Here is a 19,818-nt window from a genome sequence, read left to right as displayed (position 1 = left end):
TCTTAAAAATTGAAATGCAAATTTAATTGTTTCTGAATGATTTACAAAATACTTTATGAGTATTATTGATGAAATGTTGTGAATTACTATTCTTGAATGATGAATTTATTAAAAAAGGATGCTTCGACTCCGCTCAGCATGACATTTCCAATATTATAATCTTATTTTAAAATGAATAAAAATATGGCTTTAAAGATGTCATGCTGAGCGGAGTCGAAGCATTTTTATATTCTGTAGAATTAAAATTCTAAAATATGATAGATTTCGGCATTGAATTTTTTCAGTTTTTCATCCCCGTTCAGACCTTTCAGGCCAATAAGGAAGCTGAATTGTGAAACGGTTGCCCCTTGTTTTTCCACAAGTTTAGCCGCTGCTTCTGTAGTTCCGCCTGTTGCCAGCAAATCGTCATGAATCAGAATTCTCTGTCCCGGCTTTATCTGTCCTTCACGGGTTTCTATGATAGCACTTCCATATTCAAGGTCATAGTTTTCTGAAATAATGGGTGGAGGGAGTTTTCCTGCTTTTCTGATTAAAATGAAAGGAACTTCCAGTGCTACGGCAACGGCAATTCCGAAGAGATAACCTCTGCTTTCAATTCCGCATACGGCATCTACTTTTCCTTTGCTGAAAGTAACGAGGTCTGCAATGACTTCTTCATATAGCTTTGGGTCCAGGAAAATAGGTGAAATATCCTTAAACTGAATTCCCGGGATGGGAAAATCAGGGACATTTTCAATGGTTTCTTCCAGTTTTTTAATCAGTTCTTGTGAAGCCATTATGGGTTTATTTTATAGCTGGAAATCTTCCAGTCTCCGTTTACATTTTTAAGTCCGAAAGTTACCTTTAAAGAGGTGGTTTTTCCATTCTTGTCTGTTACATCGTATGTTGCATTGACACTTGCTCCGTTGGCAGTTGTACCATTGGTTGTAATGTTTTTTACACTTACATTTTTCACTGATCCGAAGCCTGAAGTAGGATTGGAGAATGATTCATAGCTTCCCCAGCTAGGATTACTGGAGGCATCATATGCTGCCTTAAGGTTTTGTGAACTTACACTGCTTAAGAATTTGCTTACTGTATTTTTAGGGTCTGCTGCCGGCTGTTTCGGGGCGGCCGGTGTAGCTGCTGCATTCGGATCTGCAGGGGTTGTTGGAGCAGCTGCAGGATTATTAGGATCAATCACAGCATTAGGGTCCTGTGTTACAGCTGTAGAATCAGTTTTAGGCACGACAGGTACTTTTAAAGCTGATGAATTTACATCAAGCCCGATTTTGGACATTTTGAACGTCTTAGCCGTTGTTTTTACTGAAACTGTAATATCTATTTTGCCATCCACTACTTTAGCAGCTGGAATTGAAGAAAATTTTAAATTGAAACCTTTAAAGTTATTATCCTGCATAAGGTTTTTAGCTGTAGAAAGCTTTACTCCGTTGCTGAAAACTTCTAAAGTAGCTTCCAGTCCGGCTCCGGTAAAGGAAACAGGGTTACCTGAGGTATCTACAAGCCTTGGTACTACCTGGATAGCTGTAGGTGCACCGGTTCCGTCATCTCCGGTAGGTCTGGTGGTAATGCTTAATGAGTTTGCTTTTACATCATTGGGGTCAGTTTCTTTGGCCTTATCATCCCCGAAGATATTCATTTCCCCAAGAGAAGGAGGAGAGGTACTGGCCCATTCAATTCCGTTTTTCTGTGCCACTTCATCTGCCAATGCGAGGATTTCCGGAACTTTCTTTCCGTCAATAAGTTTTCCCAGTGCTTTAAGTTCTTCCACATCTCCGTCTGCTTCCACACCGAACGTCTTAAGGATATAAAGAGCTTCATTAAATTTGATCTGTTTAATTGTAGAAAGACTTGAAGTCATATCATTGATACTTGACTGCAGCGTTTTAGTATTCGTAGCATCTACATGATCCTTCTTGCATGCCGTAAAAAGCAACAGACTGAAAACAAGTAGAAAAGAAAACTTTTTCATTTTTATTGGGTTTGTTGCAAATTTAATAAAACCTTTATTAATAGTGAGTTTTTATTTTTCTTTTTAAAATTATTTGTTATGTAAGTATCTTCACTTTTCTTTCAGCTCAAATTCAAAGTTCTGTTTTTTAAGGTTTGTTCGGCTGTTCTTTCAGACCATCTTTGAAAAATGAACTGAAGATGGTCTGCATGTTCGGGAAGGAAGGTTCCTGCCAGTATCTGGTTTTGTAATTGCTGATTTTTTTGTCAAACTTAACATTTTCGATATCATCATCGTTACTGAAGTTAAGCTCTGTAGGATAGAAATTATTATAGAGGATGATCTGATTGTAATTAGGTTCGCTTTTATGTTTCAGTTTTACGAAGGCCACTTCATTATATTCAAGGAAATCCTTCAGGCTTTTTTCTGATCCTTTTTCAAAGGACATATTGAGAATGGTTCTGATGTCAAAAAATCTGAACCCGAATAAGGAAAATTCCTTCTCCTGTAAAGCGGCACCACTTACTTCTATCTGATCTTTATAATCTCCCTTAAGTTCTTTTATTGTATTTCTTTTCGTCTTATATTCTTCAGGATTTCCAACGTTTTTCAGTTTGGGAAGCTGTAAAGACTGTCCATAATCCCACGATGAAGTTTCCTTTTTCTCATTTTTTGTTTCTAATCTGAAAACCCGGTATTGCTCAACGTTTGTACTTTTCAGCTTTTTGGTTTTATTGTCAAAAATATAGGAGACTATTCCGTCTGTATAGCCGTTTAGTTTATTGTTTACAGTTACGTATGCATTAAAATTTCCTTTGATGACAATGTACTTTGCGGGTTTGGTATTTTTGATGACCACGGTTTCTATTTCTTTAACCTGGTCATTGATTTTAATGATATCCTGACTAAGTTCCGAGTAGGTGAGAAGGGCAACAGGAAAGTTATTGTAAACCAACTGAAATTTTTCCCGGGAAGGAGAGATTGCCTGCTTATCAATTTTGCCATCAATATCGGAAAAAGCGAGGATACTTCCGTCATTTCCAAAAACTGAAACTTTTGGCAGAGGTTTGTTCGTTTGTTCGGAAACAAAGGTTATGCTTTGTGCCGGAATAAAATTCAAAAGGAAGATAAACAGAATGCTGATCAGATAATGTCTTTTCATCATATTATTTTTTTGATTGATTAAAATTTATAGGTCTTATTATAAAGACACACAAAATGGAAAATGGTTGCCTGAAGAGTTTAAAACATTCACTTATCTGCACAAAAAAAGACTGATCATTATAATCAGTCTTTTTTATTTTATATCTGTTACAAGCCCTTAGAAAGGATACTCATAAATTTCAGATTCATGTAAGAATGGGTTTCCTGTAGGAATCAGCTTCAGTTTAGATAAAGCAGTTAATACAGTAAACATAAACAATCCTGCTACGAATAGAACAGCTCCTGCAATTAACAGGAATACTTCAGGAGTTTTCCAGTAAGGTCCTACCGTTCCAGGCATTACCATATTGAAATAGTCTAAAAGGTGACCTAAAATAACCACAACAGCCATTGTTGTTACTACTTTGTAGTTTCTCTTGATACTGCTACTTACCAATACCAATAAAGGTAACAGGAAGTTGACGATCAACATCGGTAAGTATGTAGGTCCATAGTGCTGGAATCTTCCGAAGAAATAGTTAACCTCTTCCGGAACGTTTGCATACCAGTAAAGCATGAACTGAGCAAACCATGTATACGTCCAAAGCATACTTGTAGCGAAAAGGAATACTCCTAAATCGTGTAAGTGGTTATCATTGAACTGTGGTAAAAATCCATTCTTCTTTAGGTAAACACTCAAAAGGATGATCACAGCGATACCACTTGAAAGGCAGCTTACCATTGAATACCAGATATACATTGTAGAATACCAGTGAGGGTCAATAGACATCAACCAGTCCCAAGCCCAAGCAGCAGAAGCAAATCCGAAGAATGCAATATATCCTACTGCCCATCTGTAAAGCATCTGATAATCTACTTTAGATTTGGTTTCGTCTACTTTCTTAGACTGAGATTTAAGTTTCCAGGCGAAGAAAGAAGCTCCAATCACATAGATTAAAGTTCTGATCGCATAGAAAGGAATATTTAAGAATCTTTTCTTTTCGAACAGGATCACGTCGAAATGTGCAGAATTAGGATCTGTCAATTCCGGATCCATCCAGTGGAACAAGTGACCATTGTGCGTGATATTCAATATCATCAAAATAACCAGAATAGCACCACCATATGGGATATAAGAAGCAATAGCTTCCATTACTCTTGTAATAATAATAGGCCAACCTGCATGGGCAGCGTGCTGAATACAATAAAAAAATAATACAGCACAACTTATTCCAAAGAAAAATACAGCTACAAAGTGTAGCGATGCAAGTGGCTGGTTGTGAACCTGAAGCTCTGCATGCTCTAAATGAGCTGCATGGTCCTGAGGTCCTACCATTTCACTTGAGTGTGTAGGGGCAGTATGACCGGAAGAGTGAACCGCTTCCATCATGTGCTCTATTTTTTCAGTGGAAAGTCCTTTATTCATAAAGAAACCAATAGCAAATAGAACTAAACCTACAACAAGAAGGATTATAGAAGTTGATTTTAATTTTGGTGAAAAACTATACATTTCTTTTCTTATTTTTTAGTTTCGGTAGTAGTCTCTTTTGCATCTGCGGCCGGTGCTGGTGTAGCAGCTGCCGTTGTAGCTGCTGCAGGGGCTGCCGCTTTTTTGAAGGCACTCATTACATACATTGCTACTCTCCATCTGTCACCAGCGTTAAGCTGTCCAGCATAAGATCCCATTGCATTTCTACCGTTAGTTAATACATAATGAACAGATCCTACAGTAATCTCTCTGTCAGCATAGTTTGGTACACCAGAGAAAGCTCCGCTCTGTACAATCGGACCTTGTCCGTCACCACCAGTTCCGTGGCATGCAGAACAAGTATGGTCAAACAAGATTTTTCCTCTTTCAATGTCTTTAGCAGCATTAGCTGGGTTAAGAGGTGATGTTGTTATTGTTTTAGAGGCGTCATAACCAGCGTTATACTCATCTGCATTCTTAGGCAGAAGGCTTTCTTCAAAGATTCCGTCTTTATTTTGAGCTACTGATCCTTCTACGGGAGCAAGACCTGTTGCAAAACTATTTTTAACGAAAGCAGGAATTTCATTTTCATGATCTGAATATGCATCCTGAGCTTTCATCAATGGATCGTAAGCTACTGGAAAGTACATATCAGGGAAATATACCAATGGTGTATTTTCTTTTGGTCCGCAAGAATTAAGTAAAACCGTTGTTAAACCTAAAACAGCTGTAATTTTTAATACATTCTTTTTCATTTTAAGCATCTTTAACAGTTATTTCTTCGACTCCGGTTTCAATCAGCAACTGCTTCACAGACTCTACGTCATCAGTTACAAATTCCATCATGAATTTATCATCAGTAGTTCTTGGATCAGGATTCTGAGCCGGAGCTCCAGGATACATTTTGTTTCTGACAAGGAAAGTCAATGACATCATGTGAGCTGCGCAGAATACCATTAATTCAAACATTGGAACTACGAATGCAGGCATGTTGTGTGCCCAGTCAAAAGCAGGTTTACCACCAATGTTTTGAGGCCAGTCGTGATTCATCACATACCAGGTTACAGTAGCACCAATGGTAACTCCGTAAAGAGCGTAGATGAATGCAGCATCAGAAATTCTGGTTTTCTTTAACCCTAAAGCTTTATCAAGCCCGTGAACCGGGAATGGAGTATAAACTTCGTTTATTGCAATCCCTTTATCGTTGAATGCTTTAACGCCGTTCATTAAATCGTCGTCGTCAGCATAAAGTCCGTATACAATTTTAGTGGTGCTCATCTCCTTCTTTTGCTTTATAAGTTTCACCTGAAATTTTCAGAATCGATTTTAATTCAGCCTGTGCAATTACAGGGAATGTTCTTGCGTATAATAAGAATAATACAGAGAAGAATCCGATTGTTCCTAAGTATACACCCACATCAATGATCGTTGGCTTAAACATGGTCCAAGATCCAGGTAAGTAATCTCTTGAAAGGTTGATAACGATGATATCAAAACGTTCAAACCACATACCGATGTTGATGATCAATGCAACGATGAAAGTCCAGATAATATTCGTTCTCAGTCTTTTGAACCAGAATGAAGCAGGAATTACAAGGTTACAGATGATCAATGACCAGAATGCCCACCAGTAAGGTCCTACGGCAGCACCCGGAGAAAGATATGTAAAGTCTTCAAATCTTGAACCTGAGTACCATCCGATGAAGTATTCAGTAGCATAAGCTACAGTTACCATACCTCCTGTTAGGATGATTACGATGTTCATGATTTCGATGTGATACATGGTGATGTATTCTTCAAGGTGACAAACTTTTCTTGCTACAAGCAATAGGGTCTGTACCATTGCGAATCCTGAGAAGATCGCACCGGCAACGAAATAAGGAGGGTAGATTGTAGAGTGCCATCCTTTAATAACCGAAGTTGCGAAGTCAAAAGATACCGTGGTGTGTACCGAGAATACAAGTGGAGTAGCCAAACCTGCAAGAACCAAAGAAAGTTCTTCGAATCTCTGCCAGTGTTTTGCTTTACCACCCCATCCGAATGCAAGGAATGTATAAATTTTTCTAGTCCAAGGAGTTTTAGCTCTATCTCTGATCATTGCAAAGTCAGGAATTAGTCCCATGAACCAGAATACTGTTGATACTGAGAAATACGTAGAGATAGCGAATACGTCCCAAAGTAGAGGAGAGTTGAAGTTCCCCCAAAGAGAACCGAACTGGTTTGGTAAAGGGAATACCCAATATCCTACCCAAACTCTACCCATGTGGATTACAGGGAAGATGGCTGCCTGCACAACCGCAAAGATCGTCATCGCCTCTGCAGATCTGTTTACAGACATTCTCCAACGCTGTCTAAATAATAATAATACTGCGGAGATTAGGGTCCCGGCGTGACCGATACCTACCCACCATACGAAGTTGGTAATATCCCAACCCCAGTTAATAGTTCTGTTAAGCCCCCATGCTCCAATACCTGTTCCGATAGTATAAGCGATACAGCCAAATCCGTAGATGAATAGAACTAAGGCTGCATATAGTGAAATCCACCATAGTTTACCTGCTCTTTCTTCGATAGGTCGTGCAATATCTTCTGTGATATCGTGATAAGTTTTGTGACCAATAATTAGAGGTTCCCTTATCGGAGCTTCGTAATGTCCTGACATTTTTTACCTATTTATTATTTAAACTTTATTTTTCTACTCTGTTTCTTACTTTAGTATGATAGAACACGTTTGGTTTGGTTCCGATCTCTTCCAGTAAGTAATATCTTCTGTTAGATGCATACTGCTCTCTGATTGAAGAATCTTTATCATTCATGTCTCCAAATGTCAATGATCCTGTAGAACAAGCTTTAGAACAAGCAGTCTGGAATTCTCCATCCTTCACTTTTCTTCCCTCTTTCTTAGCCTCAAGAATAGTATTCTGAGTCATTTGGATACACATTGAACATTTCTCCATTACCCCTCTAGTTCTTACAACTACATCCGGGTTAAGTACCATTCTACCTAAATCATTGTTCATGTTGAAATCGAACTTATCATTCAGGTTATAAGTAAACCAGTTGAAACGTCTTACTTTGTACGGACAGTTGTTTGCACAATATCTTGTACCGATACATCTGTTGTAAGCCATGTGGTTCTGACCTTGCTTACCGTGTGAAGTAGCCGCTACCGGACATACCGTTTCACAAGGAGCGTGGTTACAGTGCTGGCACATTACCGGCTGGAAGATCACATCCGGATTGTCTGCAGGGTGGTTTAATGCCCCTCCGTCTCCGAATGCTGTACCGTACAATTCCGGTACTGCCATTCCTTCTTTCAATCCTTCGTATACTTCTACTTTCTGTCTTGAAGAATAGTAACGGTCAATTCTTAACCAATACATATCTCTTGACATTCTGATTTCTTTCTTACCTACAACAGGAACGTTGTTTTCTGCCTGACATGCAATGATGCATGCTCCACAACCTGTACAAGAGTTCAGGTCGACAGATAGGTTGAAGTGAGGTCCGTCCGTATCATCGAAAGCATCCCAAAGGTCAATCTTTCTTGCAGGAAGGGCTCCACTGATGGTGTGATATTCCAAAGGCTTGTTCCATCCTTTGTGCTCATCATCAAATGCAACGTCTAAGAATTCTGCCAAAGGAACTTCTTTAGCGATTTCATAACGTCCCATCAGGGTATTTTGTAACTGAATACCAGCGAATTCGTGATCTTCTCCTGTTTTTTCGATCTTAACTCCTGAAACAACTAAGTTAGAACCGTCAAATAAAGGATAAGCGTTTACTCCGGTATCGGCAGTAGCTCCTGAATCTTTTTTACCGTATCCAAGCGCAAGACCTACAGATCCTTCTGCCTGTCCCGGCTGGATGAATACAGGAACATCTTTTATTGTTACTCCGTTTACAGTAAGGTTTACAATAGAACCATCCAGCTGCATTCTTGCATTAAGATCGTTGTCGATGGCAAACTTTTCTGCATCTTTTGGAGAAATAGTCAGATAGTTATCCCAAGACATTCTTGTGATAGGATCCGGTAATTCCTGAAGCCAAGGGTTGTTGGCCTGGGTACCGTCACCCATTGAAGTCTTGGTGTATAATACCAATTCCAGTTCAGAAGGCTTGAAGCTTCCTAATTCAGCAATAGCCTGAGCTGCATTACCTCCTGCATATGACAATGAAGTTGCATTGTTTGAAGTAGTGAAACCGTTATATAAAGCTTTGTTGAAAGAAGTACTTCCTAAAATAGAAGCTGCACTGGCTTTCAGATAGTCATAGTAATTGTTCGCAGCATTGTTTTTTCCATTCTTCCAAACCAATAGAGATTCTTCGATCTGTCTTGATTTGTAGATTTTCTGGATGGTAGGCTGCATTAATGAATATACTCCTGTCTGAGGCTCAATATCACCCCATGATTCTAACCAGTTAGCCACAGGAATTACAGCTTTTGCTGCTTTGTACATTTCATTTTTCTTATCAGCTACAGCTACTACACAAGCAACTTTAGCTAAAGATTTTTTGAAATCTTCTCCTTTCGGATGAGAGTAGATAGGGTCTACATTGTTTGCGATCAATACGCCAACCTGACCTGCATTAATCCATCCTAAGAATTCCTGGTATCTTGCTTTATCAAATTCTTTAAGGAAGTTGGCTTTACCAGTGAAAGCTACTGATCCTAATTTTTGGTTGATTAAATGTGCTAAAACCTGTGCTCCTTTAGAACCGTCAGCAAAAACAACAGCTTTGCTGCCTTTTGCTTTAAGCTCAGCTGCAATTTCAGAAGCAGTCTTATCAGAAGTACCACCTCCTACGATTGCGTTGTAAACTTCAACTAAAGTTTTGTTTACTGCACTTGGCTTTAATCTGTATCTTGAGTCAGCATTAGCACCTGTTAATGACATGTTGGATTCCACCTGAATGTGTCTCAACATGTTTGCTCCCGGCTTTCTTGCTGCTGCGTAAGATGTTTCTAAGCTTGATGCATTATAATCTCCTAAGAAATCAGCCTGGAAAGAAACTACCAATTCTGAACCTTTAAGGTCGTAAACCGGTAATGCTCTCTGTCCGAATACTTCCTGAGCTGCATCTAAAGCTGCAGAGTGAGGATAAGCATCATAAGTTACAAGTTCAGCAGTCGGGTATTTAGCTTTGAATTCAGCAAATAATTTTTTGAAAGTAGGGGAAGGTAAAGAGTGCGACAAAAGCACTATTTTTTTACCTGCTGCATTGGCATCTGCCAGACCTTTAAGAACAAAACTGTCTACTTTATCGAAAGTTTCGTCTTTACCGTCCAGTTTAGGCTGCTTTACTTTATCATTATCATAAAGAGAAAGTACACTTGCCTGAGCTCTTGCGTTGGTTTTTCCCAAGTCACCTGCTGTAGGGTTGGGTTCTATTTTGATAGGTCTTCCTTCACGGGTCTTTACTAAAACGCTGGCGAAGTCAAATCCGTCAAAATATGTTGAAGCGTAATAATTCGGAACTCCCGGAATAATGTCATGCGGTTTTACCACATAAGGAATCGTTTTGATTACCGGTGCTTCACAGGCAGCCAATGTTACTGCTGCTGTAGAGAATCCTAATATTTTTAAGAAATCTCTTCTTGAAGTACTGGATCCGTTCTGTTCAGCATCTCCAAGGAAATCTTCTACCGGAATTTCTTCCTGAAACTCTTTCTGAGCCAGCTTGTTGTTCAAAGCCGGATCTTTAAGTTCATGAATACTTCTAAATTGTATTTTGTTTGAAGCCATTTATACTTCTAATTTTTTAGTTATTAATAATGACATTTACCACACTCAAGACCTCCAATTGCATCTACAGTGATCTTACCGCCATCCTGAGGATATTGTTTTTTCAACTTGTCATGTAGATTCTTGAAGTATTCTTTATTATAACCGTTGTTCATATCAACCTCAGTAGTTCTGTGGCACTCGATACACCATCCCATCGTGAAGTCATTAGCCATCTGAACAACATTCATTGTATCAATTTTTCCGTGACAAGCTTTACATACAACATCAATTTTGTTGTTAGGATTCTTTTTGTTGAAAGAATTAATGATTGCTTGTTCCCCAGCAATTACGTGCTGAGAGTGGTTGAAGTAAACGAAGTCTGGCATGTTGTGGATTCTGGTCCATTCAACCGGTTGTGTTTTTCCAGTGTACTGCTGTTTTGCAGGATCCCAGCCAGTAGCTGCGTAGATCTTCTGGATCTCACCGTCGTAGAATGCTTTATCTTTTCCTGGCTCCATGTAGTGGTCTGCATTGTATTCAGAAATAGTTCTGTGACAGTTCATACACACGTTCATGGAAGGAATCTCAGATACCTTTCCGTATTTAGCACTGGAGTGGCATAACTGACAGTCAATTTTCTGTTCTCCAGCGTGAATTTTGTGAGAGAAGTAGATAGGCTGCTCAGGTTTATAACCTTTGTAAACCCCGATCCACATGATCCAGTTCCAAACTCCGTAAGCGGCAAGGATGGCAAGGATACCCAGGATTGCTTTACCTACATAATGGTATTTTTCATAGATTTCACTGAAAGACTTCACTCTTGTTTCGTTCAGTCCTGCAAGGTCTTCAGACTGGCCTAATTTAACCAATTGTCTCAGTTTAATTAAGATCCAAACCAATAAAGCTGCTATTGCAATAAGTGAAATGATGACAACGCTTGTTGTTGTATTGTTTGCCGGTGCTGCTGTTGCTGCTCCTGCTCCTGCAGTTGCTTTATCATCAGTTTTGGCTGGCTCAGGAGCCGGAGGATTAGTTGTAAAAGCTAAAATGTCGTCGATATCCTTATCCGTAAGGTTCGGAAACTGCAACATTTCAGTTTTATTAAACTTTTCAAAAATCTCATTGGCGTATTTATCCCCAGAAGCTCTAAGAGCTTTGTTGTCTTTGATCCACTTGTGAAGCCAATCTTTGTCTACACCGCCTTCTGTCTTTACTCGTTCTACAACCCCTTTCAAAGGAGGTCCTATTACTTGTTTGTCCAGCGCGTGACATGCAGTACAATTCGCTTTGAAAAGTTTTTCGCCGTTTTTAGGATCGCCGTCTTGCCCGTAAATTGAAGCACTGGTTGATAGCAATAAGCCTATCGCGATCAACGTTTGTTTATAATGCTTTCTCCAACTAATCATTTAAATTATCTTATGTTAGTAAAATATTGAACCAATCAATTCCGCAAAAATAATATTTTTAACAGGAATTTAACGGTATATGGAAAAGGGAAAATATCATTTACGTTTAATTTGTATTGATTCTAAATAGTGTTGTTTGGTATAATTTTTTAATTTGTATAAATTTGCGGAAACAAGTTTAAATGAGAAATTTAATCAAAATATTTTCAATATTATCGTTATTTGGGTTTTATCGTATTGAAGCCCAGCAGGTTGTTCAAAGAGATACTCTTTCGGGAACGGAGCTTATTATGACTATGGACCCTAAAGTAAGTGCTGCCCTGGAAGGAATTGAAGGGAAGTGTTCCAAAACAACCGGTGGTACTTCGGTAAGAGAAAATAATACGGACAGCGGAATTGTGGGTACACCAAAACCTCCGAAGATTTATGTTCCGAGCAGGGAACTTACAAATGCGGAAATCTGTCGCAAAAACCCGAGAATTCTCGGGTTTAAGATCCAGATCACAACGGTGAAAAGCAATGAAGAGGCGAATGAAGTGAAATCTTACTTCAGAAAAAGATTCCCGAACCTGAAGGTAGAAACGGATGCATCTTTAAGGCCTAATTACAAAATTCTTGCAGGAAGTTACTTTACAAAACAGAGCGCCGCTTCTGATCTTTCCAAAATAAGAGAATATTTTAAATCTGCGATCGCTGTACAGTACAGGATTTTCTGTTCTGAAGCGAAATAAGGATTGAGACAAAATATAAAAGAAAAGCTGGGAATTTCCCAGCTTTTTTTATTGATAGTAATTCTCCAGAAATATGAAGAAATCCGACATTCTGAAAAGGTTATTGGCTAATAAAAAGACAAATAAAATACCCGTTATTACCATCAGGAATGAAAAGATTCCCGGTTTTGACCTGTAGGCGTAAAACAGCCATCCTAAAAGAATAGGATATACAAAAACAAAGTGACCTCCATAGATGTACGAGGTATGAAGTCCGAACCTCATCACACAATGAATTACAATGTCAATCAGAAATGAAATCGCAATAATCTGCACCAGTCTGTTCCTGAGATTTTTCAAATAACTCCACAAAATCAGAATTAACAGTATGATGACAAAAGCATAGCAAAAAGCAGATGAATAGGGTTCCATGAGAAGCCCTTTGAAATCAAATCCTTTCATATTATGCTTATCCGTTGTCATAAAACTCGGAAACAAAATACTGCCTCCGAAAAAGTAAGAAAGCATCATGTCCCAGTCGGGAATTGATTCTACATTCGAGAATTTTTCATACTGCTGGTTGGTCTTTGAGAAGATATTTTCATATTTGAAATCGATCCGGAGCAGATAGAGAAACACAAAGCAGGCTGTGGTAAGCACGACGCGGAAAACAGCATTTCCCAATTTTTTCCAGCTTCTGAAAAGGTCTTTTTCAAATAATACAGGTATAAAAATTTTACTTAGGTTGGTGATGGTAATGCCTCCAATGGAGATTCCGGCAAGGACTAAAGCGGATCCCGGTATTTTTTCATCCTTTTTAAGCTTTACAGCTGCATAGTAATTGTAAATGCTAAGCAAAAGAAGGGTATAAGTGAAATTTTCCGGGGTAAAAGAAAGGATAACAGGAGTAGAAAACGTTCCAAAAAACAAAACAAGCAATACAGCGACTTTCAACGGCAGTTGTATGATGTTTCTGAGGTATTTGAAAATCTGTACAATACATAAACTTATTGCTATATTACTCAACCATGCAAGAGTAAGCCTAAATGTAGCATCCATTTTCCCGCCTGACATAAAAAGTGAAAACTCTCTGATCCAGTTGAAAAAATAATAGGCGAGGGGATGTCTTTCAAAACTTCCGCCGGACATTACGATGGCTTTATTATCAAAACTGAAATAGGCATCCCAGGGAATCCGGATGTCGAAAATGATGCGGTAATGAAGGGCTATATAAGTGCCTAATGCTCCGTAAGAAATCAGAAAGAACAGAAAGACAGACAGTTCTGTATAGGAAGCCGGAAACAGCTGCTTTAAAAGGGCTATAAGTTTTGCTTTAATAAAAGACACGGTTAATTTTTTACAAAAATAGAATAAAAAAACTCACCGTATCCGATGAGTTTAATATTATGATATTTCTTATTTGCTATGAGCTGCAGGATAAAGTAGAGCATCCGGTAGTATCATCATAGGTTGAAGGGCGTTTTGCCGAAAACTCAGGATATAGCTCTTCATAAGGATTTTCTAAGGCATGTGTGAGCTTTTCAAGAATTTCAGTTTTCCCGGCGCTGATTTCTTCGATACATTGGTAGAGAAGATAATTCCTTAGTGTGAATTTCGGATTGGCATGTTTCATCAGGGATAAGGACTCTTCCTTTGAAATGGTGTTGGACGATAATCTGGTATCATAGCTTTTCGCAAAATCTTCCAGCTTTCTTAACTTTTCCTCATTTAATACGGAATAGGAAATGTTTTCAAAAAGACTTCTGATGTCACTGTTTTCATTTAATTTTTCTAACCGATTGAAAAATAAAGTATAATCCAGATGGAGCTCCTGCATTAATCCCTGCCAGTTGGTGAAAAATTCTTCATCACTCTCTCTGAGTTCATCAAAACCGAATTTTCTGCAGAGCATTTTGTCATGGGCTTCCCAGAAATACGTCCCGTAATGATTTAAAGTATCCTCTAAAAATTTTTCATCTTTAATGAGCGGATGAAGGGCATTCGCAAGCTGCCAAAGGTTCCATTGGGAAATCTGGCCCTGTTTTCCGAAGGCATATCTTCTTCCGGGAAGGTCAGTGGTATTCGGGGTGAAGTTCAGGTCATACTCATCCATCATTGAATAAGGGCCGTAATCGATAGTTAAGCCTAAAACGGACATGTTATCGGTATTCATAACCCCATGAACAAATCCTACGCGGAACCATTCGACCATCAGATCTGCTGTTCTTGTACATATATTTTTAAAGAAGTCTTTGTATTTCTGAACACCGTCCGAAGTGATTTCGGGATAGTAATTTTCAATAGTAAAATCTGCGAGATCCTGCAAAGTGTTGTATTCTCTCTGGGCAGACATCAGTTCAAAATGCCCGAAACGTAAAAAGCTTTCAGCGGTGCGGATTACAACCGCTCCTTTTTCCAGCTGTGGGTTTCCATTGTACATCATGTCTCTTACAACATCTTCACCGGTAAAGGCAAGGCTTAAGGCTCTGGTGGTAGGAACTCCCAGGTGATACATGGCCTCACTCATGAGATATTCACGTACAGAAGATCTCAGTACAGCTCTTCCATCTGCATGTCTGGAATAGGGGGTTGCCCCTGCGCCTTTCCATTGGATTTCTGTTTTTTTTCCTTCTTTACTGATGATTTCTCCGGCAAGGATAGCTCTTCCGTCTCCGAGCTGTCCTGCCCAGTTTCCAAACTGGTGGCCGGCATACGCGGTGGCATAGGTCTTTACATTTTCAGGAAGGTGGTTTCCTACAAGAAAATCCAGATCTTTTTCTTCATATTTTCCGAGTCCTATCTCTTCAGATAGGGGTTGATTAAAGGCAATGAGCTTTGGTCCGTCAAAACCTGCCGGCTTTACCGTTGCAAATAGAACTTTTGGCGTGTTTCTCTGCATGGTGTTTCCGGAGAGGTCACCCGGAAATATATCGGTAAAGGGTTGTCTGATCTTTTCAATATTCATAGGTCAAAGGTATTAATTATAAAAGAAAAGACCTTTCAAATTGTTGAAAGGTCTTGTGTATTTGTAAAAGAGAATTTATTTATTGAAATCTACCTCATCGCCGGAGTGAAGATTTTCATTAACGTTTTCTTCTTTTTTCTCTGTATTATGTTTAGGCGTTGGATCTACCGGCCTTGGATTTTTGATCTCATCGATGGTCTGAAGTCCTCCGTCATCTCCATATCCTTCCCCGAGGCCTTTCAGGTTGGAACATCCGTCTTTCCAGTCAGATGGTCTGGTAAACTTATCATCAGGAGTAATTCCCAGGGATTTGTCTGCCCACACTTTTTTCATGAAGATAGCCCAGATCGGTAATGCCATTTTCGCACCCTGACCTTCACCGGTTCCGAAGAAGTGGGTGGCTCTGTCTTCCCATCCTACCCAGGCTCCTGTTGCCAATTTTGGAGTAATTCCCATAAACCAACCGTCGGAGTTGTTCTGTGTGGTACCTGTTTTACCTGCAATTTCCACTGCTTTTGAAATCCCTTTTCTTCCCAGCTCACCTGAAGCGGTACCGAACTGCGCAACACCTTTCATCAGCTCAATCATGGTGTAGGCATACATTGGGTTCATTACTTCTTTCGGCTCTACATTTACTTCTTTGATCACTCTTCCGTTGGCATCTTCAATTCTCCAGATCATTTCCGGCCTGTTGTAGTTTCCGTAATTGGCGAAAGTACTGTAGGCACCTAGCATTTCGTAGATGGTAATATCTGATGAACCTAAAGCAATGGTATTGTTTCTAGGAATATCCTCTGTTACTCCCAGGTCTCTTGCGGTCTGGATAACGGCATCTACCCCTGTCATTTCAATAAGACGAGCTGCTACAGGGTTCTGAGAGTGTGCCAATGCATCTTTTAAGGTCAGCATTCCGCCTCTTCCCGGAACATGCCATCCTTTGTGGTCGTAAGTCCCGTTGGAAACAGTTGAACAAGGTGTCATTCCCAGTTTCATAATGGCTGTAGCGTAAACGAAAGGCTTGAATGTAGATCCTACCTGTCTTTTACCCTGCTTGATGTGGTCGTACTGGAAATGCTGCCAGTCTATACCTCCAACCCATGCTTTGATCTCTCCACTTCCCGGAACCATAGACATTAAACCTGCCTGTGCAATCTGTTTGTGGTATCTGATGGAGTCCCAAGGTGACATTTCAACCTCTTCCTCACCAGCCCATGTAAAGCGGGAAGTTTTGATAGGCTTATGGAATTCCAGCAAAATAGAATCTTCAGAAACTCCTGCTGCTTTCAGTTGTTTGTAACGACCGGTTCTTTTCATCGCCTGGGTCATTACACTGTTCACCTGTTTGTCTGTCAGGTAGTAGAAAGGTCTGTTTTTTCTTCCTCTCTGTTCAGCATCAAATCTTTTCTGAAGATCTGTTAAATGCTCCTTGATTGCTTCTTCAGCATATTTCTGCATTTTTGAATCAAGGGTTACATATATTTTTAATCCGTCTTTATAAAGATTAAGTTTCTTTCCGGTTTCTTTTTCATAGCCTTCCAGATACTTGTCGATTTCTTTTCTTAAATAGAATTTATAGTAAGCGGAGTAGTCGTCATTGATGTTTTTGATCGGATGATAGTCTACCTCAACAGGGGTGCTGATTGCTTTGTCATAAGTAGCCTGATCTATATAACCTGTTTCAAGCATCTGCTGTAAAACGACATCCCTTCTTCTTTTTGCACGTTCCGGATTTCTCATCGGGTTATTGGCAATCGGAGCTTCCAGCATGGCTACAAAAACTGCTGCTTCCGGAAGGGTAAGCTGGGAAGTGGTTTTATTAAAATAAATTTTGGAAGCCATTTCAATACCGTTCGCATTATAAGTGAAGTCGAACTTATTGAAATACAATGTAATAATTTCTTCTTTTGTATATCGTTTTTCCAAACTTACCGCAACAGACCATTCTTTCAGTTTCTGAATCATCCTTTTGATCGGGTTTTTGGACGGTTCTTTGGTAAATAATAATTTAGCCAGCTGCTGCGTAATGGTAGAACCTCCACCTCTGTCGCCTCCATACCTTACCGCTCTTAAAATAGATTTTAAATCGATTCCGGAGTGTTCTTTAAAACGCTCATCTTCCTTTGCCTGTAAGGCATAGATAAGATAAGGAGGTAGTTGTTTGTAAGTGATTGGCTGCGTTTTTTCCTTTTCAAATTTTCCCAGTAAAACACCGTCGGATGAAATGATTTCAGAAGCAACATAGATATCAGGATTCTCCAGTTCCTTTACATCGGGCATTTCTCCAAGAAATCCCTGGGAAACAGCAAAGAAAAGTCCTGAAATACCTAAAATTACTGCAATGAGTCCAATCCAGATGAATCTGACCCATTTTTTCCAAGAGGTATCTTTCTTTTTTTTGGGAGGAAGGGGGAAGGTTTTTCCCTTATTTCCTGCATTTTGTCTGTTGTCTTCCATTTATGGTTACGGTTTAGCCGTTTCTACTTTTACTCCAACGTCTTCAATTCCCGGAAGGTTATCATTCCTCATTGCCTGGATCAGGCTGATTTCATATTTTCCCTTTCCCGGAAATTTATAGTTCATTTTATACTGAAATAATGCTTCCTTCGTATCACCAAAACCTGTACCAAGCCATTCTCCGTTTGGTTTTGCCAGCACATAGTTCAGGGTATCTGTTTCCTTCTTTTTGTTCTGGAGATTGGTGAAATTGACAATAAATCTTATATTGCTGTAAGGATAAGTGTTGTTATTTCTTACGACAAATATAATATTTTTAGGATTCTGCGGATCTGAAACTTCAAGATTAAATTTTTGCTCGCTTTTCTTGTTCCATTTGTTGTTCACAGAATTCATGATGACATTCTCTCCCGAGGAAGAATGGCAGCTAAAGAAAAGGATAAGAGGTAATAATCCTAAAATTTTACGCATTTTTATCTTTTTTTGGAGGATATTTCTTTTTGAAATTTTTCTTGTTTGGATTCTGTTGTTTTTTTTCAGGATCAGAAGAAGTCTCTGTTTTTTCCGTCTGTGCTTTTGGCTGCGGCTTAGGTTGTTGCCTTTGCTGCTGTCTTTGCTGATTTCCGGAATTGGCATTAGAATTTTCTGATCTGTCTGGTCTTTCTGACCTTTCAGGTCTTTCCTGTCTGTTTTTCTTTGGACCCTGCCCTTGGCCTTGTTGGCCCTGTGCCTGTCCGCCATTGTTTGGCCTGTTTTGATTTCTGTTCCTGTTGTTACCCCTGTTCTTCTTTTCGAATCGGTCCACATTGTTTTCCTGGATCAGGTCAATGGTGTGTACAGGGATATCAGGCTGCTTAAGATCTTCTAAAGGAAGGATTTTTTCGCCTCTTTTGTTTTTGGCGATTAACTTCTTAACAAGGTCAATATCAAAATCATACCATGCCATGGAGCTGTCTACATAAGCAAACCACATTTTCTTCTTGAAAACGTCGATTTTAATACAGAATGCTCTTCCTTTTTCCGTGTCCAGAGTGGTTGAAGAAGAAGGGAAGTTGCTTAATGCATCAAGGTAACTGTCCAGCTCATAATTAAGGCAGCATTTCAGTTTACCGCATTGTCCTGCAAGTTTTTGAGGATTAATACTTAGCTGCTGATATCTGGCAACGTTCGTGTTAACTGATCTGAAATCGGTAAGCCATGTTGAACAGCAGAGTTCTCTTCCGCATGAACCGATTCCGCCTACTTTTGCAGCTTCCTGTCTGAACCCGATCTGTTTCATGTCGATCTTTGTTCGGAAAGCACCTGCGTATTCTTTAATTAACTGTCTGAAATCCACGCGGTTATCAGCCGTATAATAGAAGGTAATCTTTGAAGCATCACCCTGGTATTCTACATCGGTGACCTTCATTTCAAGGCCAATTCTGTGGGCAATTTTTCTTGCTTCAAGCTTTACGCTGTCTTCTTTTTTACGGGCTTCCTGCCAGACCTCAAGGTCTTTCTGGTTCGCCTGTCTGTATATTTTGAGTATAGATTCTTCAGCAAATTTTTTCTTTTTCATCTGAATCTTTACTAATTCTCCGGTGAGGCTTACAACGCCTACATCGTGTCCCGGGCTTGATTCTACTGTTACTACGCTACCTATATGTAAAGGGATATTGTTTACGTTTTTATAAAACGATTTTCTGTCATTTTTAAATCTAACTTCCACGATATCGCACCTGTTCGATGCGGGATTGTTGATGTTAGAAAGCCAGTCAAAAACACTTAATTTATAACTATTACCACAGGTATTTACATTTTCACAGCCACTCGCGGTTTTTTTTGGTCCGCATGAATGGGAAGAATCGCCGGATGTTTTGCATCCACAACTCATATAACTATTTTTTATAATCTTGCAAATTTATGTAAATTTATCTTTATGCAATTCTAAAATAATTAAATATTCAATATCGTTATTGTTTAACATTAAACGTGAAAAATATATTGAATGCC

Annotated in this window: 15 protein-coding genes; 1 reads left to right on the top strand and 14 read right to left on the bottom strand. The window is 39.2% G+C overall.

Features of this window, described 5'->3' with window-relative positions; translation table 11 throughout:
• Positions 1-239 precede the first annotated feature (239 nt).
• The 9 genes from ACM40_RS03380 to ACM40_RS03340 all read right to left on the bottom strand — a co-directional run bounded on the left by ACM40_RS03380 (position 240) and on the right by ACM40_RS03340 (position 11,697).
• Positions 240-776 carry an adenine phosphoribosyltransferase gene (locus ACM40_RS03380; protein ID WP_048501393.1) on the bottom strand — a complete coding sequence of 179 codons (537 nt, stop codon included), beginning with the start codon at positions 774-776 and terminating at the stop codon, positions 240-242.
• Positions 776-1,972: an NTF2-like N-terminal transpeptidase gene (locus ACM40_RS03375; protein ID WP_048501392.1), complete on the bottom strand. Its 1,197-nt coding sequence runs from the start codon at positions 1,970-1,972 to the stop codon at positions 776-778. The genes ACM40_RS03380 and ACM40_RS03375 overlap by 1 nt, the downstream gene beginning before the upstream one ends.
• Positions 1,973-2,099: 127 nt before the next feature.
• Positions 2,100-3,116: a hypothetical protein gene (locus ACM40_RS03370; RefSeq protein ID WP_228376128.1), complete on the bottom strand. Its 1,017-nt coding sequence runs from the start codon at positions 3,114-3,116 to the stop codon at positions 2,100-2,102.
• A gap of 156 nt (positions 3,117-3,272) precedes the next feature.
• Positions 3,273-4,604: a hypothetical protein gene (locus tag ACM40_RS03365; protein ID WP_048501391.1), complete on the bottom strand. Its 1,332-nt coding sequence runs from the start codon at positions 4,602-4,604 to the stop codon at positions 3,273-3,275.
• An 8-nt stretch (positions 4,605-4,612) separates the two neighbouring features.
• Positions 4,613-5,326 carry a c-type cytochrome gene (locus ACM40_RS03360; protein WP_048501390.1) on the bottom strand — a complete coding sequence of 238 codons (714 nt, stop codon included), beginning with the start codon at positions 5,324-5,326 and terminating at the stop codon, positions 4,613-4,615.
• Complete coding sequence (locus ACM40_RS03355; protein WP_048501389.1) at positions 5,319-5,840, bottom strand: DUF3341 domain-containing protein; 522 nt, start codon at positions 5,838-5,840, stop codon at positions 5,319-5,321. Before ACM40_RS03355 ends, ACM40_RS03360 begins: the two co-directional genes overlap by 8 nt.
• Positions 5,827-7,224: an NrfD/PsrC family molybdoenzyme membrane anchor subunit gene (gene nrfD / locus ACM40_RS03350; protein ID WP_048501388.1), complete on the bottom strand. Its 1,398-nt coding sequence runs from the start codon at positions 7,222-7,224 to the stop codon at positions 5,827-5,829. Before nrfD ends, ACM40_RS03355 begins: the two co-directional genes overlap by 14 nt.
• Positions 7,225-7,249: 25 nt before the next feature.
• Positions 7,250-10,309: a TAT-variant-translocated molybdopterin oxidoreductase gene (locus ACM40_RS03345; RefSeq protein ID WP_048501387.1), complete on the bottom strand. Its 3,060-nt coding sequence runs from the start codon at positions 10,307-10,309 to the stop codon at positions 7,250-7,252.
• A gap of 23 nt (positions 10,310-10,332) precedes the next feature.
• On the bottom strand, positions 10,333-11,697 hold the full coding sequence (locus ACM40_RS03340) for a c-type cytochrome (protein WP_048501386.1): 1,365 nt from the start codon (positions 11,695-11,697) through the stop codon (positions 10,333-10,335).
• Between the two features lie 182 nt (positions 11,698-11,879).
• On the opposite strand from ACM40_RS03340, the gene ACM40_RS03335 reads away from it, so the two are divergent.
• Positions 11,880-12,428, top strand: coding sequence for an SPOR domain-containing protein (locus tag ACM40_RS03335; RefSeq protein WP_048501385.1), 549 nt, complete (start codon positions 11,880-11,882; stop codon positions 12,426-12,428).
• A 48-nt stretch (positions 12,429-12,476) separates the two neighbouring features.
• Here the strand turns inward: ACM40_RS03335 and ACM40_RS03330 are convergent, their stop codons facing one another.
• From ACM40_RS03330 to ACM40_RS03310, 5 genes are all read right to left on the bottom strand, one after another.
• Positions 12,477-13,754, bottom strand: a complete 1,278-nt coding sequence (locus tag ACM40_RS03330) for a DUF6080 domain-containing protein (protein ID WP_228376127.1) — start codon at positions 13,752-13,754, stop codon at positions 12,477-12,479.
• Positions 13,755-13,830: 76 nt separating this feature from the next.
• A complete protein-coding gene (locus ACM40_RS03325) occupies positions 13,831-15,372 on the bottom strand; it encodes a protein adenylyltransferase SelO (RefSeq protein WP_048501384.1) in 1,542 nt (513 codons plus the stop codon).
• A gap of 75 nt (positions 15,373-15,447) precedes the next feature.
• Complete coding sequence (locus ACM40_RS03320) at positions 15,448-17,826, bottom strand: penicillin-binding protein 1A (protein ID WP_048501383.1); 2,379 nt, start codon at positions 17,824-17,826, stop codon at positions 15,448-15,450.
• Positions 17,827-17,832: 6 nt separating this feature from the next.
• The gene (locus tag ACM40_RS03315; RefSeq protein WP_040993286.1) at positions 17,833-18,297 is read right to left on the bottom strand and encodes a gliding motility lipoprotein GldH; all 465 of its coding nucleotides are present in this window, start codon (positions 18,295-18,297) and stop codon (positions 17,833-17,835) included.
• Positions 18,290-19,699 (bottom strand): stage 0 sporulation family protein, encoded by a 1,410-nt coding sequence (locus ACM40_RS03310; RefSeq protein WP_048501382.1) that lies wholly within the window; start codon positions 19,697-19,699, stop codon positions 18,290-18,292. Before ACM40_RS03310 ends, ACM40_RS03315 begins: the two co-directional genes overlap by 8 nt.
• Positions 19,700-19,818 lie beyond the last annotated feature (119 nt).

The sequence above is a fragment of the Chryseobacterium sp. BLS98 genome, from assembly GCF_001045445.1.
In the GTDB taxonomy this organism is placed as follows: Bacteria; Bacteroidota; Bacteroidia; order Flavobacteriales; family Weeksellaceae; genus Chryseobacterium.
Note: the sequence above shows the minus strand (reverse complement) of the source record. Positions and strands in the feature narration are given on the sequence as shown.

Coding starts and splice junctions, on each gene's coding strand:
- ACM40_RS03370 (WP_228376128.1), bottom strand. CDS start 3,116: ATGATGAAAAGACATTATCTGATCAGCATTCTGTTTATCTTCCTTTTG.
- ACM40_RS03315 (WP_040993286.1), bottom strand. CDS start 18,297: ATGCGTAAAATTTTAGGATTATTACCTCTTATCCTTTTCTTTAGCTGC.
- nrfD (WP_048501388.1), bottom strand. CDS start 7,224: ATGTCAGGACATTACGAAGCTCCGATAAGGGAACCTCTAATTATTGGT.
- ACM40_RS03365 (WP_048501391.1), bottom strand. CDS start 4,604: ATGTATAGTTTTTCACCAAAATTAAAATCAACTTCTATAATCCTTCTT.
- ACM40_RS03355 (WP_048501389.1), bottom strand. CDS start 5,840: ATGAGCACCACTAAAATTGTATACGGACTTTATGCTGACGACGACGAT.
- ACM40_RS03320 (WP_048501383.1), bottom strand. CDS start 17,826: ATGGAAGACAACAGACAAAATGCAGGAAATAAGGGAAAAACCTTCCCC.
- ACM40_RS03380 (WP_048501393.1), bottom strand. CDS start 776: ATGGCTTCACAAGAACTGATTAAAAAACTGGAAGAAACCATTGAAAAT.
- ACM40_RS03345 (WP_048501387.1), bottom strand. CDS start 10,309: ATGGCTTCAAACAAAATACAATTTAGAAGTATTCATGAACTTAAAGAT.
- ACM40_RS03325 (WP_048501384.1), bottom strand. CDS start 15,372: ATGAATATTGAAAAGATCAGACAACCCTTTACCGATATATTTCCGGGT.
- ACM40_RS03335 (WP_048501385.1), top strand. CDS start 11,880: ATGAGAAATTTAATCAAAATATTTTCAATATTATCGTTATTTGGGTTT.
- ACM40_RS03375 (WP_048501392.1), bottom strand. CDS start 1,972: ATGAAAAAGTTTTCTTTTCTACTTGTTTTCAGTCTGTTGCTTTTTACG.
- ACM40_RS03360 (WP_048501390.1), bottom strand. CDS start 5,326: ATGCTTAAAATGAAAAAGAATGTATTAAAAATTACAGCTGTTTTAGGT.
- ACM40_RS03340 (WP_048501386.1), bottom strand. CDS start 11,697: ATGATTAGTTGGAGAAAGCATTATAAACAAACGTTGATCGCGATAGGC.
- ACM40_RS03310 (WP_048501382.1), bottom strand. CDS start 19,699: ATGAGTTGTGGATGCAAAACATCCGGCGATTCTTCCCATTCATGCGGA.